This is a genomic window from Leuconostoc gelidum subsp. gelidum KCTC 3527 (assembly GCF_000166715.1).
In the GTDB taxonomy this organism is placed as follows: domain Bacteria; phylum Bacillota; class Bacilli; order Lactobacillales; family Lactobacillaceae; genus Leuconostoc; species Leuconostoc gelidum.
Genome location: NZ_AEMI01000020.1, coordinates 116,695 through 133,205, shown reverse-complemented (window position 1 = coordinate 133,205; position 16,511 = coordinate 116,695). Strand labels below are relative to the sequence as shown.

Annotated in this window: 16 protein-coding genes and 1 other annotated feature; of the genes, 15 read left to right on the top strand and 1 reads right to left on the bottom strand. The window is 37.3% G+C overall.

Features of this window, described 5'->3' with window-relative positions; translation table 11 throughout:
- Positions 1-98: 98 nt before the first annotated feature.
- Positions 99-2,162: an ATP-dependent Clp protease ATP-binding subunit gene (locus tag EUI_RS0106605; protein WP_010016950.1), complete on the bottom strand. Its 2,064-nt coding sequence runs from the start codon at positions 2,160-2,162 to the stop codon at positions 99-101.
- Between the two features lie 182 nt (positions 2,163-2,344).
- Here EUI_RS0106605 and EUI_RS10645 point away from each other — a divergent pair, with 182 nt between their 5' ends.
- From EUI_RS10645 to EUI_RS0106530, 15 genes are all read left to right on the top strand, one after another.
- Positions 2,345-2,518, top strand: a complete 174-nt coding sequence (locus EUI_RS10645; protein ID WP_010016949.1) for a hypothetical protein — start codon at positions 2,345-2,347, stop codon at positions 2,516-2,518.
- A 100-nt stretch (positions 2,519-2,618) separates the two neighbouring features.
- Positions 2,619-3,626: a rod shape-determining protein gene (locus EUI_RS0106595; protein ID WP_010016948.1), complete on the top strand. Its 1,008-nt coding sequence runs from the start codon at positions 2,619-2,621 to the stop codon at positions 3,624-3,626.
- A gap of 75 nt (positions 3,627-3,701) precedes the next feature.
- The gene (gene mreC, locus EUI_RS0106590) at positions 3,702-4,559 is read left to right on the top strand and encodes a rod shape-determining protein MreC (protein WP_010016945.1); all 858 of its coding nucleotides are present in this window, start codon (positions 3,702-3,704) and stop codon (positions 4,557-4,559) included.
- Positions 4,559-5,086, top strand: coding sequence for a rod shape-determining protein MreD (gene mreD, locus EUI_RS0106585; protein WP_010016944.1), 528 nt, complete (start codon positions 4,559-4,561; stop codon positions 5,084-5,086). The genes mreC and mreD overlap by 1 nt, the downstream gene beginning before the upstream one ends.
- A gap of 42 nt (positions 5,087-5,128) precedes the next feature.
- Positions 5,129-5,461: a binding site (T-box leader), on the top strand.
- Between the two features lie 73 nt (positions 5,462-5,534).
- Positions 5,535-6,176, top strand: coding sequence for an amino acid ABC transporter permease (locus EUI_RS0106580; protein ID WP_010016943.1), 642 nt, complete (start codon positions 5,535-5,537; stop codon positions 6,174-6,176).
- A gap of 3 nt (positions 6,177-6,179) precedes the next feature.
- Positions 6,180-6,818, top strand: a complete 639-nt coding sequence (locus tag EUI_RS0106575) for an amino acid ABC transporter ATP-binding protein (RefSeq protein WP_010016942.1) — start codon at positions 6,180-6,182, stop codon at positions 6,816-6,818.
- Positions 6,818-7,672: an amino acid ABC transporter substrate-binding protein gene (locus tag EUI_RS0106570; RefSeq protein ID WP_010016940.1), complete on the top strand. Its 855-nt coding sequence runs from the start codon at positions 6,818-6,820 to the stop codon at positions 7,670-7,672. Before EUI_RS0106575 ends, EUI_RS0106570 begins: the two co-directional genes overlap by 1 nt.
- 181 nt (positions 7,673-7,853) lie before the next feature.
- Positions 7,854-9,308, top strand: a complete 1,455-nt coding sequence (gene cls, locus EUI_RS0106565) for a cardiolipin synthase (protein ID WP_010016938.1) — start codon at positions 7,854-7,856, stop codon at positions 9,306-9,308.
- Positions 9,309-9,313: 5 nt separating this feature from the next.
- Positions 9,314-10,585, top strand: coding sequence for an EF-P 5-aminopentanol modification-associated protein YfmF (gene yfmF / locus EUI_RS0106560; protein WP_010016937.1), 1,272 nt, complete (start codon positions 9,314-9,316; stop codon positions 10,583-10,585).
- Complete coding sequence (gene yfmH / locus EUI_RS0106555) at positions 10,582-11,853, top strand: EF-P 5-aminopentanol modification-associated protein YfmH (RefSeq protein ID WP_010016936.1); 1,272 nt, start codon at positions 10,582-10,584, stop codon at positions 11,851-11,853. Before yfmF ends, yfmH begins: the two co-directional genes overlap by 4 nt.
- A gap of 13 nt (positions 11,854-11,866) precedes the next feature.
- Positions 11,867-12,748, top strand: coding sequence for a helix-turn-helix domain-containing protein (locus tag EUI_RS0106550; protein ID WP_010016935.1), 882 nt, complete (start codon positions 11,867-11,869; stop codon positions 12,746-12,748).
- A gap of 9 nt (positions 12,749-12,757) precedes the next feature.
- Positions 12,758-13,339, top strand: a complete 582-nt coding sequence (gene pgsA, locus EUI_RS0106545) for a CDP-diacylglycerol--glycerol-3-phosphate 3-phosphatidyltransferase (protein WP_010016934.1) — start codon at positions 12,758-12,760, stop codon at positions 13,337-13,339.
- A 134-nt stretch (positions 13,340-13,473) separates the two neighbouring features.
- Positions 13,474-14,619, top strand: coding sequence for a recombinase RecA (gene recA / locus EUI_RS0106540; protein WP_010016933.1), 1,146 nt, complete (start codon positions 13,474-13,476; stop codon positions 14,617-14,619).
- A 114-nt stretch (positions 14,620-14,733) separates the two neighbouring features.
- Positions 14,734-15,423: a response regulator transcription factor gene (locus tag EUI_RS0106535; protein ID WP_014947480.1), complete on the top strand. Its 690-nt coding sequence runs from the start codon at positions 14,734-14,736 to the stop codon at positions 15,421-15,423.
- 181 nt (positions 15,424-15,604) lie between these two features.
- Positions 15,605-16,510 (top strand): phosphate ABC transporter substrate-binding protein, encoded by a 906-nt coding sequence (locus tag EUI_RS0106530; RefSeq protein ID WP_010016930.1) that lies wholly within the window; start codon positions 15,605-15,607, stop codon positions 16,508-16,510.
- Position 16,511: the final 1 nt, after the last annotated feature.

Sequence of the window (16,511 nt, the reverse complement as noted above, 5' to 3'; positions counted from 1 at the left end):
GCCATGCGTTTATTGGTTAAATTAAAAAGCAGCTTACCAAGAGAGTACCGGTGAGCTGCCACATAAAAAATCGGGTTATTTTTATTTCAAAGCCACGTTTATGCCTTGATGTATTCTTTTTGAGAAATAATGATATCATCTGTATCAACATCAATATCTGCATATAGATCTGTTACTTCAGGATGTGCTAGATAATAATCAGCTAAGTGATCTGCAATTTTATCTTGTAAAACACGACGTAGTGGTCGCGCGCCAAGAGCGGGGTTATAACCAAGTGCTACCAATTTTAACTTTGCCGCGTCACTCACACTAACATGTAAATTATTATCAGCTAAATTATTGTTCATATCTGCTAACATGAGATCGACGATTGTTAAGAGATTTGTCTTTGATAATTGTTCAAATTCAATAATATCGTCAAAACGATTTAAAAATTCGGGTCGGAAATAATTTTCTAAACGTTGTAATAATTTGTTTTGTGCGTCTAGCTGATTAAATCCCATTGGAACGTTACCAGTATCAGTTGAACCAGCATTTGAAGTCATAATGATAACAGTATCTTTGAAGCTGACAACATGACCTTGTGCATCAGTCAAGCGACCGTCGTCTAAAATTTGTAAGAACATATTCGTCACATCAGGATGCGCTTTTTCAACCTCATCAATTAAAATCAGTGAATAAGGATGACGTCTTACTTGCTCAGTTAGTTGACCAGCTTCTTCGTAGCCAACATAGCCAGCTGGGGCACCGATCATTTTGGAAATAGCGTGTTTTTCCATGTATTCAGACATGTCGAAACGAATTAAGGCGTCTTTACTGCCAAACATTTCTTGTGCTAGTTGCTTAGCTAATTCAGTTTTTCCGACACCAGTAGGACCAACGAATAAGAATGAGCCAATTGGACGACCTGATTTCGTCAGACCAATGCGATTACGGCGAATGGCTTTGGCAACTGTCTGAACGGCAATGTCTTGTCCAATAACATGTTGAGCCAATTGGTTGTCTAGTTCTTGTAACTGATTGGCTTCATTATCTTTTAAATCGCCAACTGGTATATCTGTTTTATCTTCAATGATTTTAAGAATATCTTTTTCGGTCACAGATTGTGGTTTGAACATCTCTGGGTGCGCTTCAACTTGAGCTTTTTGAGATTCGAGCTGATTGGTTTGATCACGCCAGTAGCTTGCTTTTTCAAAATCTTCTTTGTCAATTGCGTCTTGCTTCAATTGATCGGCAGCATCTATTTTTGTTTGAATTGCTTTTGGATCGGCAATTGTCATGGTCAAATTTTTACGAGAGCCAGCTTCATCAATTAAATCAATTGCTTTATCTGGTAAAAATCGTTCAGGGACATAACGATCCGATAATTCAACAGCAGCAGTTATGGCATCATTGGTAAAAGTGACATGATGGTATGCCTCGTAACGTTGTTGAATACCCTTCAATATTTGAATTGTAGCCTCTTTTGATGGTTCTTCAATTTGAACAGGTTGAAAACGGCGTGCGATTGCGCCATCTTTTTCTATTTTACGATATTCATTTAAGGTCGTGGCACCAATGAGTTGGAATTCGCCACGAGCTAAGGCTGGCTTTAAGATATTGCCGGCGTCCATACCGCCTTCCGCATTACCAGCGCCCATAATCTCGTGAACTTCATCAATGAATAAAATCACATCATCATTGTCGGCTACTTCTTTCATTAATTGCCGCATACGCGCTTCAAATTGTCCGCGCATAGCAGTGCCTTGAACCATAGCAGACATGGCTAAACGAATGACGTCTTTAGAACGTAATTTCTCAGGCACTTTGTTTTCAACAATTGCTTGCGCTAAACCTTCAACTACCGCTGTTTTACCGACACCAGGTTCGCCAATGAGAACAGGGTTATTTTTTGTTCGACGGTTAAGTATTTCAATCGTACGCGCAACTTCTAAATCACGGCCAATTACTGGATCAAGCTTACCATCACGTGCTTGTTGTGTAAGGTTAATTCCATATTCTTCTAGTAAGGTAGGTCTTTTTTTAGTTTTATCTTTTTTATTCTGTTGTTGGTTAATATTAGCTTGATTGTCAGGTTGTGCAGACTGCATTTGTTCGTTCATTGCACGCATCATTTCATCAAAATTAATATTGCCAAATCCAAATGGGTCTTGTGATGCCATAATATTAAGTCGTGTGAGATATTGCACTAAGTAAACAAGTCGTTTGTCAGTGATTTCACACGTTTCCTTTCTATAATATAATCTTAGTATAACACCTTAATATTAAATTACAATTAAAATTAGCACTCTTTTGTTTTGAGTGCTAAAAGAAAATATTGTATACTATATTGTGAGGTGACTAAATGGATTATGAACAATTATTAATCGACTTACGTGATGGTAAAATTGATGAAATTGCTATCACACCAGAAACATTTCCTGCATTTCAAAAAATTTGGCGAGATTTCACATCGCAAAACCGTATTCGAGGCGTTGCGGGAAAGCAAGGTAACATTAAATATGTCCGTGCAAATTAATCGGCAGCGAAACGCTTTTTTATGCTACAATATTATAAGTTAAGCATAAAATAAGGTGTGCACATTTTTTGATAATAGAAAGCACAAAAGGGGCAGCATAGTGGCATTTTCATTTGGACAACGAAACGTCGGTATCGATCTTGGTACGGCCAACACATATGTATATATTGAAGGACGTGGTATTGTTTTGCGTGAACCGTCTGTTGTTGCGCGAAATACACAAACAAACGAAGTAGTTGCTGTGGGTTCAGAAGCAAAAGATATGCTTGGCAGAACGCCAGCAAGTATTGCAGCTATTCGGCCAATGCGAGATGGTGTCATTGCAGATTATGATACCACAGTAGCAATGATTCGTTACTATTTGCAAAAAGCACTAGGTGGTCGTATTGGTAAGCCATATGTTACTATTGGTGTGCCTTCAGGTGTAACCGCTGTAGAGCGGCGCGCTGTTATTGATGCTGCCCGTGTCGCAGGTGCTCGTGATGCGTACGTTATTGAAGAACCTTTTGCTGCAGCTGTTGGTGCAGGGTTACCCGTTATGGATCCAACAGGTTCTATGGTTGTGGATATGGGTGGTGGTACAACAGATGTTGCTACTATTTCGTTGGGTGGCATTGTTTCGAGTCGTTCAATTCGGATAGCCGGAGATAAACTGGATGAAGCAATTGCTAACTTCGTACGTAATAAATATAATGTGACCATTGGGGAACCAACAGCAGAACGTTTGAAAATTGAAATTGGTGCAGCTTCATTAGAATTAGCAAGAACATTACCTAATGCATCAGTACGAGGACGAGATTTGTTGACTGGTTTACCAAAAACAATTGATGTAACAGCTGAAGATGTGGCGACATCTATCCAAGAGCCAGTCCAAGAAATTGTTGTTGCAATTCGCGAAACTTTGGAATCTACACAACCTGAATTAGCTGCGGATGTTATTGATCATGGCATGGTATTAACTGGTGGTGGCGCAATGCTGCGTGATATGGATAAAATAATTCAAGAAGCGACAAAGGTACCAGTCTTAATTGCTAATGAACCACTTGATGCTGTGGCAATTGGCACAGGTGAGGCGTTGAAGTCTATTGACGTGATGCGACAAAGTTAAATAGTAAATGAGATAAATTGAACACCAGCGTAGCGCTTGCGCTACGCTTTTATTTTTGAAACAAGGGGATACAAAATGCGTAAAATATTTTCGTCGCGCGCTGTTGTAACAATTATTATTTCGCTCATTGTGATTGTGGGGCTGATAGCGGGATCCAATTGGTGGGCAAAACGAACAAACACGCCACCTTTTTTTCAGCGTTTTGGCAATGATTTAGCTGGTGGTGTGAGTCGTATTATTTCAGTACCAACTACAGCCATTGGCCGTTCAGCTAATAGTATTGGTAATTTATTAGATACGTTTGAAGAGAATCGTGAATTAAAATCAAAAATTGATGAATTCGCACAAGATAAGGTGAGACTTCAAACAGTCGAAGAAGAAAATAAAACACTTAAAAATCAATTGAAGCTCAAAGCAACTTTGACAGATTATAAAACAGTATCCGCGGTCACTATTAGTCGATCACCAACGACATGGCAGTCTCAGTTGGTTATTAACAAAGGACTAAAATCAGGTCTTAAAAAAGGTATGCCAGTATTGTCTGGCGCTGGCATTATTGGTCGAATTAGCGAGGTAAATACAACTAATTCGAAGGTGGCGCTAATATCTGATACAAGTGAAGATGCGAATCGATTTGCGATTACAATAAAGGGCGGTAATGGGGATGTTAATGGCATTGTGACGAACTTTAACCGTGAAAAAAATCAGTTAATAATGAGCCAAGTAACATCAGAAAATCAGATTAAAGCTGGTGATTTAGTTGAAACATCGGGATTGGGTGGTGTTATTCCTGCCGGACTTTATGTTGGAAAAGTGTCAAGTGTGACCCGAGATGACTATGGGTTGTCTAAGCGTATTAATATTGAGCCAGCGGCTGATTTGGGCAATGTTACAACAGTCGTTGTTGCCGTATCACAGATCGGAGCGCAATAATGGCATTTTGGCAGTTAACACGATTACGAGTTGTATATCCGGCGCTTTTATTTTTTTTATTATTTGTTGATGGTTCACTAATGGCTGGTATGGGTGGTATTTTGACTGCCTTTCCATGGTATATCCTACCAACGCTCACATTGGTTTGGCTCTTTTATGCTGTTCAATTTGAGGTAGATAAAGACATGCCTTTTTGGCTATATGTTATACTCATTGGCATATTATTTGACATGTATTATACAGGAATTTTCGGTACTTATACGCTGGCATTTATCGCAGCAGTTGCTGTGATGAAACAGCTGCACAAAATATTAGATGAGCGTTTGCTGAGTGGCATATCCATATTCTTGATTGGATTAATTGTTTATCTCGTTGTTACCTATGGTGCTGGATTTATCATTGGTATTGCAAATGTTAGTTTGGTCACTTTTTTTGCATTTGAAGTATTGCCAACTGCTGTTTTGAATATTATTGTAGTGACAATTTGTTACTATCCCACCTGGTCATTATTTCAGTTTTTAAAATAAATATTGACAATAATAATAAAAAGGCTATAATAAGAATTATATTAAAAAACGTTGAGCAGAAGAGTAGTTTAACATTTTCTTCAGAGAGTTTGCGGGTAATGTGAGCAAACGATTATGTTAAATGAAACACATTTGCGAGTGTGTGATTGAATGAAGTAGATCATGTCGGAATTGCCCGTTACCGCATACAGTCTTTTGACTTAGTAAGGCATAATCAGTGATGATTGTGTGATAAGAGGTGGCACCGCGTAAAAACGCCTCTGAATACAATTGTATTCAGAGGGCGTTTTTGTGTTCACTATAAAAGACTGACAGAGTAGTTTTGTGTGAACAAAATTAAAATCTGAGGTGGTATCACGCTGACGCGTCCTCTTGCAAAATATTTTGCAAGAGTTTTTTTAATTAAAGGGAACGTTATTAATAATGACGTTTAAAGAAGGAGTAACTGATGAACTATTTTCTAGAATTATTACCGAGTTTGTTGTCAGGTTTAAAAATGACATTGGGGGTATTCTTTTTCACAATTATTGGGTCTATTCCATTGGGAATCATTGTATCCCTTGGTATGAAATCTGAATATTTTACGATTCGTTGGCTAATTAATGGGTACATCTGGATTATGCGGGGGACACCATTATTGCTACAATTAATTTTTGTTTATTATGGATTAGGTATGATGGGTATTTCTTTTCCAAGATTCGAAGCAGCTATTATTGCTTTTATTATTAACTACGCGGCCTATTTGGCTGAAATATTCCGTGGTGGGTTGCAATCTGTCCCTCGTGGCCAATACGATGCGGCCAAGGTGTTGGGTTTTACAAAAATACAAACATTTTTTAAGATTGTGCTACCCCAAGTAATTAAAATTGTCGTACCGTCCTTTGGCAATGAAGTCATTAACCTGGTTAAAGATACGTCATTAGTTTACGTTATTGGGTTAGGCGATATCTTACGTGCAGGTAATATCGCAGCCAGTCGTGATGTGACATTAATTCCTTATTTACTCGTTGGATTAATTTATCTTATCATGACGGCGATTGTGACTGTATTATTGCGACGCACCGAAAAACGTTTAAACATTTGGAGATAAGCAATGTTAGAAATTAAAAAATTAACTAAAACATATAATAATAATACTATTTTTAGGGACTTAGATTTAACTGTCTCTGATGGTGAGGTACTTAGCATTGTTGGTCCCTCTGGTATCGGAAAGACGACTTTGATTAAAATATTAGCTGGTTTAGAGACCGCAGATGCCGGTAAAGTGACTCTAAATAGTGAACAGTTACCAGTTGATGGAACACGTACAGACGCTAAAGTTGGTTTGATTTTTCAGGATTTTAATCTTTTCCCAAATTATACGGTGTTAGACAATATTATTCTGGCGCCCATTAATGTTAATAAAATTGATAAAGCAGCAGCCAAAGATCAAGCTCGCAGTATTCTTGACACATTAGGCATGTTGAACAAGGCGGAATTGTATCCCTTCCAATTGTCAGGTGGACAAAAGCAGCGTGCGGCAATTGCGCGAGCGTTAGCGATGGATCCACAAATTTTAGCGTATGATGAACCAACAAGTGGTCTAGATGAAGCATCAACTAAGCAAGTTGCTGAAATTGTTAAAACCCTGAAACATCGTGGTGTGACACAACTTATTATTACACACGATCAATTTTTCGCGGAAATAGTATCAGATCGAGTCTTTGATTTTTCAAAGGAGGTAGCACGCTGATGGTGAGCATGAAGAAAAAAATAGTTGTGAATTCAATTATTGGTTTGTTGTTTGTCGGTATAGTTGTTTGGCTTGTAATTGGATTAAGTGCAGGTGCTAAGCATAATTCTCAAGCTAACCAAGAAACATCAAAAACTGATGAATGGCAACGTATTAAACAAGATAAACAGATTACAATTTGTTTGGATGATACTTTTGTACCAATGGGATTTAGAGACAAAGATGGTAAAATTGTTGGTTTTGATGTTGATTTGGCCAATGCTGTTTTTAAAACGATGGGGATCACCGTTAAGTGGCAGCCAATTGATTGGTCAATGAAGGAAACGGAACTAAACACTGGTAATATTGATGCAATTTGGAATGGTTACACTAAAACAGCTGCTCGTGAGAAGCAGGTTGCTTTTTCTAATACTTATCATAATGCCACACAAGTTTTGGTTACGTTAAAGAAAAATAATATTAATTCTTTTTCCGATATGCAAGACAAAGTTCTTGGTGATCAAACTGCTTCTAGTGGTGATGAAAGTTTTAATCAACATCCAAAGGTACTCAAGCAGTATGTTAAAGATCAAAAAGTTGTTGGTTATGATACTTTTGATAAAGCATTTAATGATTTGAATGCTGGTCGAATTGATGGGCTACTAATTGATGAAGATTATGCACGCTATTACGTTGCACATCAAACTAACCCTAAGAACTATACAGTTACAGTTGGCGGCTTCTCAGTTGATGAAACAGCAGTTGGTTTCCGTAAATCGGATAATCAATTAAGACAAGCTGTCAATCAAACGCTATCTCAGTTTAAAAAAGATGGCCGAATGAAACACATTGAAAATAAATGGTTTTCAAACTAAAATAGTTAATTTATTAGTAAAAAAATCATGAGTATGTCATAAATCATAAAGAGCACAAAGCAGGTTAGTTATATTACTAATCTGCTTTGTGCTCTTTATTCAAGTTATTTATCAATGCTATTTGTCATACAATTGTAAAAAATGGTAAACTAGTATTATAACAAACTGAAAGAGGAACGGCATGCTAAGAGATTCATTGTGGATAATTATCGTAACGCTCCTAGTTATTAACACTTTTGGTGCGATTATTACTGTTTTTAGTCAAAAAAGGGACATTGCTACTATTTGGGCGTGGTTACTTGTCTTACTGACATTGCCTGTTGTTGGATTTTTTATTTTTTTCTTGATGGGTAGTCGTATTTCAAATAAAAAAATTTTCCGTTTAAGAACACAGGATATGCGTGGATTAGAACAGATAGCATATAATCAACGGCAACAACTCGAAAAAATCGAAGAACTATTGCCAGTTCCTGATTCCGCTTCTGAATTAGTACGTTTATTTTTGACATCTGATGATGCTGTGTTGACACGTGGTAATGAAATTCAAATTTTTACGAATGGTTTTGATAAATTTAACGCACTATTTGAAGATATTGAACAAGCGACGCATCATATTCATTTGGAATATTTTACAATTTATGACGATAAAATTGGCAACCAATTAATTGATTTATTGACCAAAAAGGCACAAGAAGGAATTGAAGTCAGAATTGTTTTTGATCAATTTGGTTCACATGGGCAACACCGAGATATGTACAAACGATTACGTGATGCTGGGGGAATAGTGGTACCGTTTTTGATGCGACGTTTTCAACTTTTAACACTACGTTTTAATTTTAGAAATCACCGTAAAATAGCCATTATTGATGGCACCGTAGGCTATATTGGCGGTTTCAATGTTGGAGATCAATATCTTGGTTATTTTAAAAAATTTGGGCATTGGCGAGATACACATATTCGTATTCATGGTGATGCGGTATTATCTATGCAAAGTCGATTCTTGATGGATTGGAATGCTACGGCTGAGGCGCAAGAAGTCCTTTCCGAAACGATTGACTACTTTCCAGAGATCGTTCAATTACCAGGTCGGGCTATGGTTCAAATAGTATCAAGTGGGCCAGATAATGACATGAAACAAATTAAGCAAGGATTTATGCGGATGTTTGCTTCAGCGCGGACAGAAATAACGATTCAAACACCATATTTTATTCCGGATGCTGCCATTTTAGAAACGCTTGAAATAGCTGTTATGTCAGGAGTTCGTGTGCGTTTGATGATTCCAAATCGTCCCGATCATCCAATCGTGTACCGCGCAACGCAATACTATGCTAAAGAGCTGATTGAACTGGGTGCAGAAGTGTATCGATATGATGGTGGCTTTTTGCACAGTAAGGTTGTTAGTATTGATCATGAAATCGGAACGGTTGGTTCAGCCAATATGGATATTAGGTCGTTTGTCTTAAACTTTGAAACAAATGCTTTTGTCTATGATCCAGAGTTCGCAGCACGTTTAGAGTATCTGTTTGAACAAGACATTAAAGATGCAACACGATTAACAATTGAGGATTTTGAGCAACAGTCATTTTGGTTAACGTTCCTTCAGAAATTTAGCCGACTATTTTCGCCAATATTATAAAAACTATGAAAAAAATTAAAATTAAAAGCGGTGTGAACCTTGTAGTTCTGCCCACAACACAATTTAAAACAATGCATATTGCTGTCGATTTTGCTGCACCCCTATTAGATATTGATAAGGTTTCAGCGCGCTCGTTGTTGACTTATTTAACGGCTGTTAGTTCAAATAAGTATCCCAGCCAACAAATGGTTGCCCAAAAAGCGATTGACTTATACGGTGCACAGTATCAAACAGATGTCATGCGTTTTGGACAGACACATCATGTGCGTTACACACTTCAAATTCCGGCACCAACCTACATTGGTGCAGAAAATAGTTTATTACACGACGCATTTGATTTTTTGCGTGACATGATTTTTGATCCGTTGATCATGGACGATTATTTTGATTTGCCAATTTTTACAAAAGAAAAGCAAAGTTTAATGAATGAATTAGATAGTTTAACAGATGACAAACAACGTTATGCAATGTCTAAATTACGTGAATTAACTTATGATTTGCCTGCAATGACAATATCATCATCGGGACGTACCAGTGATGTTGAGGCACTTACTTCAAAGGGCGTCTACCAGGTTTATCAGGATATGATAAACAATGATACAATCAATATCGTTGTTTATGGAGATATTGATGAAGCACGTGTTGTGTCGGAATTAACGACTTGGCCTCTTTTAGCGCGGCAAGAACAGTCGTTGAAACCTTTCTATCGGCAAGAATTGTTCTCAGTAACAAACGAATTAACGGATGTACAGGCAGATATTAACCAAGCAATTATGACAATTAGCTATCGATTAGCAATTGCACCTGAAGATCCAAGACGATTTGTAGCCTTGGTCATGAACGCACTCTTTGGTGGTTCACCATTGTCTAAATTATTTACAATCATTCGTGAAAAAGAGTCATTAGCATATAGTATTTATTCGCGGTGGCAACATGATACAGGATTTATTACTGTTGCGGCCGGCCTGGATGCTGATAAAGTTGCACAGACGGATACCATGATTCAAGCACAAATAACAGCCATTCAAGTAGGTGATTTTTCTGACGAAACGTTGTCAGCTATTAAAGCTAGCTTGATAAACGATTATTTAAGTCAACAAGATTCACCAGCCAGTGAAATAGGGCTTGTATTTTCAAGATTATTAACAAATCGGGAAACAACAGTTACTGCTTGGATTGCTGCGGTGAATGCTGTAACATCAGCTGATGTTGCGAAAATGGCACGTGAAGTAGTCATACAAAGTCGTTTTACTTTGATGCCTGAGGGATTATCATGATTGAAAAAAAATATAAACGACTGAAAGAAAAAGTTATAACGGAAACATTGTCTAATGGTTTAAAGGTTGTGATGATTCCAAAAAAGTCATATCATAAAACATTTGCTGTAATTACGACACCATTTGGGGCTTTAGACCAACGTTTTCAAATTAACAATGATAAGCCAGTGAATATTCCAGCTGGGACAGCTCACTTTTTGGAACATAAATTATTTGAAAAAGAAAAAAGTGATGCGTTTACACGTTTTGGTGAACTTGGGGCTGATGCTAATGCTTTTACAAATGCCTATCAGACAAGCTATCTGTTTTCAACAACCCAAAATTTAAATTTGGCACTCATACATTTATTAGATTTCGTGCAAACACCTTATTTTAGTGACAAAACGATTGCTAAAGAGCAGGGCATTATCGGGCAAGAAATTCAAATGTATGATGATGATCCAAATTGGAGTGTCTACATGGGACTCATGGGACTCATGTATCCTAGTGCGCCGTTATCAGAAGATATTGCGGGGACAAAAGAATCGATTTTGAAAATCACACCGGCATTATTATATGATATTCATCGTGCCTTTTATCAATCAGACCAATTAACATTACAAATTGTTGGCAATTTTGACCCTGACGAAATTCTGCGAATTGTTAGGGATAATCAAACAACAAAAACGCTTGAAAAAGTTAACGTGAAAACTTTTCAAGCGCCAATTAATCAGCCTAAAATAATACAGGAAACTAAAAAATTTGATGTGTCGCGTCCTAAAATTGGCTTTGGCATTCGATTACCGACAAATGCTAGGACAGGAAAAGAGGCGACTAAGTTTGTGCTAGCTGTTGATATCTTATCTGATATTTTGTTTGGAGAACAGACAGATTGGTATCAAAACCTGTATAATAAAGGTATCATTGATACCGAATTTGAAACATCATTTGATTTGTTACGAAATTATCAATTTATTACTTTTTTTGCAGAAACAACTGAATACGAATCATTAACAGTTGCGATTAACAATCAATTGGCTGAATATAAAAAAAATCTTGATGGTAAAGAATTAGTCTTTGAATCTTTACGTCGCGCAACATTAGGAGAAGGTATACAACGTTTAAATTCATTAGAAAGTATTGCTTTGCGTGGTGATGATGTACTTTTTGGTACCAATTTATTTGATAAAATTATGTTACTACAAGATTTAACATATAATGATATACTAGACACCGCTGAAGAGCTATATAAAAACGCGAAACTACAACGGTTTGTTCTGCAGAAATGACATTGGAAAAACTATGAGCGAAATTTTAACAAATCAAATAGGTGAGCAGTTGAAGGCTGCTCGTCTCAAAAAAAACTTATCACTGGATGATGTGCAAACCTCAACTAAAATTCAAGAGAGATACCTTGAAGCCATTGAAAACAATAATCTCGGCATTTTACCAGGCGATTTTTATGTGCGTGCGTTTATTCGTCAATATGCACTTGCTGTTGATTTAAATCCTGAAGATTTATTAGGCGAGGCAGGCCCAGCCTCAATCTCACGAAGTAAGGACTTAAATCGCGCTCACCGTGATAATGATGGGGTTGTCCGTGCCGGAATTGATACAACGCGCTCAGCGAAGTCACAAATCTCAAGTATGTTGCCAACGATTTGGATAGGCATCATAGTCTTCTTAGTGTTGGTTGGTATTTGGTTCGTTTTAACACATTTAAACACTGGTAGCCAACAATCAAATGACGGTGGCGATGTGTCGGTTTCAACTTCTACCGTCCCTAACAGCACTAGTTCATCTGAATCAAATGCATCATCATCATCAAGAAAAAAGACGACCAAAAAAACTGGTGATACTAAAATGAAGCTTGGGACACCTGAACAAAATGTTGCGCAACAGACGACAATCTATAACTTATCAAAACAAAGTGCAAGGCAGCATACAATCAAAATTAATGCACAAAATACAGGAACGAATGTTCAAGTTACAGCCGATGGCAATGTGATATTAAACGAAGTGGTAACAGCTGATAAAACAATTACTGTTCCCGAGGGAACAAGTGTTGTGAATGTACAATTTACCAATGTAGCAAATGCAGTCATGACATTTGATAGTCAAAGAGTTAATGTCATTAGCACAGCAACACCTTTCTGGAATGTGCTGATGAACTTAAATAATTAGGAGGAAATTATGAATCTACCGAATAAATTAACAGTCTTCCGTATTATTTTAATTCCTATTTTTATTTTAATATTAACGATTCCTTATGATTGGGAAACTATTACGACTATGACTGTCGTTTTACCAGTTAATTGGTTAGTGGCTGCAATTGTTTTTGCAGTAGCCTCTGTAACAGATTTTTTGGATGGTAAAATTGCACGAAGTCGGCATTTAGTCACTAATTTTGGTAAGTTTGCTGATCCATTAGCTGATAAACTATTGGTGATTACAGCACTGATATTTTTAACAAGTTTTCATGTTGTACCTGCATGGATGACTGCAGTCATAGTTATTCGAGAATTGGCCATTACAGGGTTAAGAACACTGATAGTTGAGAATAATGGTCAAGTTTTGGCTGCTCAAATGCCGGGAAAAATAAAAACATTTTCACAGATGTTTGCTATTTTTTTCTTGTATATTAAAAATGTACCATTCATTTATTTTGGTTTCCCAGTAGGAGACATATTATTATGGATAGCAGTCATATTTACAATATATTCAGGCATTGATTATTTTTGGAAAAATCGTTATGTGTTTGCAGATGGTATGTAAAAGCGCAATGGGCGCTTTTTTCGTATCATAAATACAGAAGCGAACAGTGTCGAACAATTGTTCGTTTAATGCTTGCTTTTGGCTACAAAAGCAGGTAAACTAATGAGGAAAGATAAAAGGAGTTAACCACAGATATGGTCACAAAAAAAACGACTAAAAAAGATGATAAAGAAAATCAAGCAAAGGGTCGCAAAGCAGCACTAGATGAAGCGCTGAAGAAAATTGAAAAAAACTTCGGCAAAGGTTCAGTTATGTTTTTGGGCGAAAACACATTGACGCAGATTGAAACTTATCCATCAGGATCAGTAAAGTTAGATGTTGCGCTTGGTGTTGGTGGGTATCCAAAGGGCCGAATTATTGAAGTGTATGGTCCGGAGTCATCTGGTAAAACAACCATTGCATTACATGCGGTTGCTGAAGTACAAAAAGCAGGTGGGACGGCAGCATATATTGATGCAGAAAATGCACTGGATGTTAAATATGCTGAAGCACTAGGTGTCAAAAAAGATGAACTGTTATTGTCGCAACCTGATACAGGGGAACAAGGCTTAGAGATTGCTGATGCATTGGTACAATCAGGTGCTGTCGATATTGTCGTTATTGATTCCGTTGCAGCATTGGTACCACGTGCAGAAATTGAAGGTGAGATGGGTGATTCACACGTGGGGCTACAAGCACGTTTGATGAGTCAAGCATTACGTAAATTAGCAGGCACTTTAAATCGAACTGGGACAATTGCTATTTTCATTAATCAAATTCGAGAGAAAATTGGTGTGATGTTTGGTAATCCTGAAACAACACCAGGAGGTCGTGCATTAAAATTTTATTCGACAATTCGTTTAGAAGTACGGCGTTCAACTCAAATTAAAGACGGCACTGATGTCACTGGAAACTTAACCAAAGTGAAAGTAGTCAAGAATAAAGTAGCGCCACCATTTAAGGTCGCTGAAGTAGATATTATGTATGGTAAAGGTATTTCTCAAACAGGGGAAATTCTCGATCTTGGTGCTGAACAGGAAATTATTCGAAAAGCAGGTGCTTTTTACTATTATAATGATATTAAAATTGGACAAGGTCGTGAAAAAGCGAAAGAATTTTTGGATGCGCCGGAAAATGCGGAGATGCGTCAGGAAATTTATGTCAAAGTACGTGATGCATTTGGTATAGGAGACGGCGAAACAGGTGTTAATGAGACGAATGATGATAGTTCAACGGATAGTGAACCAGAAGCATTGAATTTGGCTACAGATGATGATTTAACGGACGAACCAATTGTATAAATAATGTAAAGAATAAATAGAAACGCTAGGGCGTTTCTATTTATTTTGTTACAATGCAAGTAAATAAACATTTGGAGAGGAATGCACTGGGCGAAAGTCAAGTGTATTAATATCATGACAAAAATTTTAGTAGTAGATGACGAACCAGCAATTTCAACATTGTTGAAATATAATTTAGAACAAAATGGGTATCAAGTGACAATAGCAACGGATGGTCAATCAGCATATGAACTTATTGGTGAACAAACCTTTGATGCCATTTTACTTGATTTAATGTTACCAGTTATGGACGGCATGACAGTGTTGAAAAATTTACGTCAAGATAAAATATCTACCCCTGTATTGTTAGTTACAGCTAAAGGTGATGAGTTTGATCGTGTGTTTGGACTGGAATTAGGTGCAGATGATTATATCACCAAACCATTTAGTCTACGAGAAGTATTGGCGCGATTAAAAGCTGTTCTGCGACGATCCCAAACTGAACGCTCAGCTTCAGATAAACCAGATGTTATTGAAATACAAGATATTGTGATTGATGATAACAAAAAAGTTGTGACTAAATCTGGCAAAAATTTAACTTTGACGCCACGAGAATACGAATTGTTATTGTATTTTTCGCAAAGAGTTGGTCGTGTGATTGATCGTGAAACAATTTTAACGGCAGTATGGGGTTATGAGTTTGTTGGTGAAAGTCGAATGGTAGATATGCATATTAGTAATTTACGAGAGAAAGTCGAAAACAATCCAAAATCACCACAAATATTAAAAACTGTGCGAGGCTTTGGCTACACAATGGTCAATTAGCAATGTAAATATCTGTTTACATTGCTTTACATAACGATGACAATTTTAGGTTGCTTTCTTTGACACAAGGTGCGTAATATATGATTTGTAAACAAGGAAAGGCTACCAAGAGCCTCTACTACAAACCGAGTTTACATTACATATGCTTCCACGCGAAGCCTAAACAAAGGGAGAAGTGTTCATGAACAAAACGATTATTGGCGTTGTCGGTGGTGTGGTTATTATTGCAGCGGGCCTAGCTATTTATGCCAACTCTAATTCACATACAGATAAAACCACTACGGATTCAACGACAAAAAAGTTAAGTGGTAAAGTGCTATCGCTTGGATCAACAGCGCTACAACCATTGGCCGAACAAGTTGGTACATCTTTTCAAGAAAAAAATCCTGGTGTGACAATCACTGTTCAAGGCGGTGGGTCTGGTGCGGGCTTGAGTCAAGTAGCTAATGGTTCTGTTCAAATTGGGAACTCTGATGTATTCGCGGAAGAAAAAGATGGTGTTGATGCTTCAAAGTTAAAGGATCATCAAGTAGCTGTTGTTGGTATTGCGCCTGTGGTCAATTCTGATGTACAAGTATCAAACATTTCTAAGACACAATTGCGTGATATCTTTACTGGCAAAATTACTAATTGGAAAGAAGTTGGTGGTAAGGATGAAAAAATTGTTATCATTAACCGTGCAACCGGATCTGGCACACGTTCGGTATTTGAAAAGAACGTGTTAGATGGTCAAAATGCCGTACAATCAACCGAACAAGATTCGAACGGTACTGTTCAAAAGATTGTATCCACAACACCCGGTGCCATTTCTTATTTAGCTTTTGCCTACTTAGATGCATCGGGAATCAAGGCGTTAGATGTTGACAAAGTAACACCGAACAAGAAAAATGTTGAAGATAATTCATGGCCAATCTGGGCATATGAACATATGTATACCAAAGGCACTGAAACAGAAGCAACAAAAGCATTTTTGAAGTATTTTGCCACAAAAGAAGTACAAAAAACTATTGTACCAAAACTGGGGTATATTGGTCTGACTGATATGAAAGTAACTCGCGATGCAACTGGTAAAGTTGAAAACAAGTAAA

Coding starts and splice junctions, on each gene's coding strand:
- EUI_RS0106605 (WP_010016950.1), bottom strand. CDS start 2,162: ATGGCATCACAAGACCCATTTGGATTTGGCAATATTAATTTTGATGAA.
- EUI_RS10645 (WP_010016949.1), top strand. CDS start 2,345: ATGGATTATGAACAATTATTAATCGACTTACGTGATGGTAAAATTGAT.
- mreC (WP_010016945.1), top strand. CDS start 3,702: ATGCGTAAAATATTTTCGTCGCGCGCTGTTGTAACAATTATTATTTCG.
- mreD (WP_010016944.1), top strand. CDS start 4,559: ATGGCATTTTGGCAGTTAACACGATTACGAGTTGTATATCCGGCGCTT.
- EUI_RS0106580 (WP_010016943.1), top strand. CDS start 5,535: ATGAACTATTTTCTAGAATTATTACCGAGTTTGTTGTCAGGTTTAAAA.
- EUI_RS0106575 (WP_010016942.1), top strand. CDS start 6,180: ATGTTAGAAATTAAAAAATTAACTAAAACATATAATAATAATACTATT.
- EUI_RS0106570 (WP_010016940.1), top strand. CDS start 6,818: ATGGTGAGCATGAAGAAAAAAATAGTTGTGAATTCAATTATTGGTTTG.
- cls (WP_010016938.1), top strand. CDS start 7,854: ATGCTAAGAGATTCATTGTGGATAATTATCGTAACGCTCCTAGTTATT.
- yfmF (WP_010016937.1), top strand. CDS start 9,314: ATGAAAAAAATTAAAATTAAAAGCGGTGTGAACCTTGTAGTTCTGCCC.
- yfmH (WP_010016936.1), top strand. CDS start 10,582: ATGATTGAAAAAAAATATAAACGACTGAAAGAAAAAGTTATAACGGAA.
- EUI_RS0106550 (WP_010016935.1), top strand. CDS start 11,867: ATGAGCGAAATTTTAACAAATCAAATAGGTGAGCAGTTGAAGGCTGCT.
- pgsA (WP_010016934.1), top strand. CDS start 12,758: ATGAATCTACCGAATAAATTAACAGTCTTCCGTATTATTTTAATTCCT.
- recA (WP_010016933.1), top strand. CDS start 13,474: ATGGTCACAAAAAAAACGACTAAAAAAGATGATAAAGAAAATCAAGCA.
- EUI_RS0106535 (WP_014947480.1), top strand. CDS start 14,734: ATGACAAAAATTTTAGTAGTAGATGACGAACCAGCAATTTCAACATTG.
- EUI_RS0106530 (WP_010016930.1), top strand. CDS start 15,605: ATGAACAAAACGATTATTGGCGTTGTCGGTGGTGTGGTTATTATTGCA.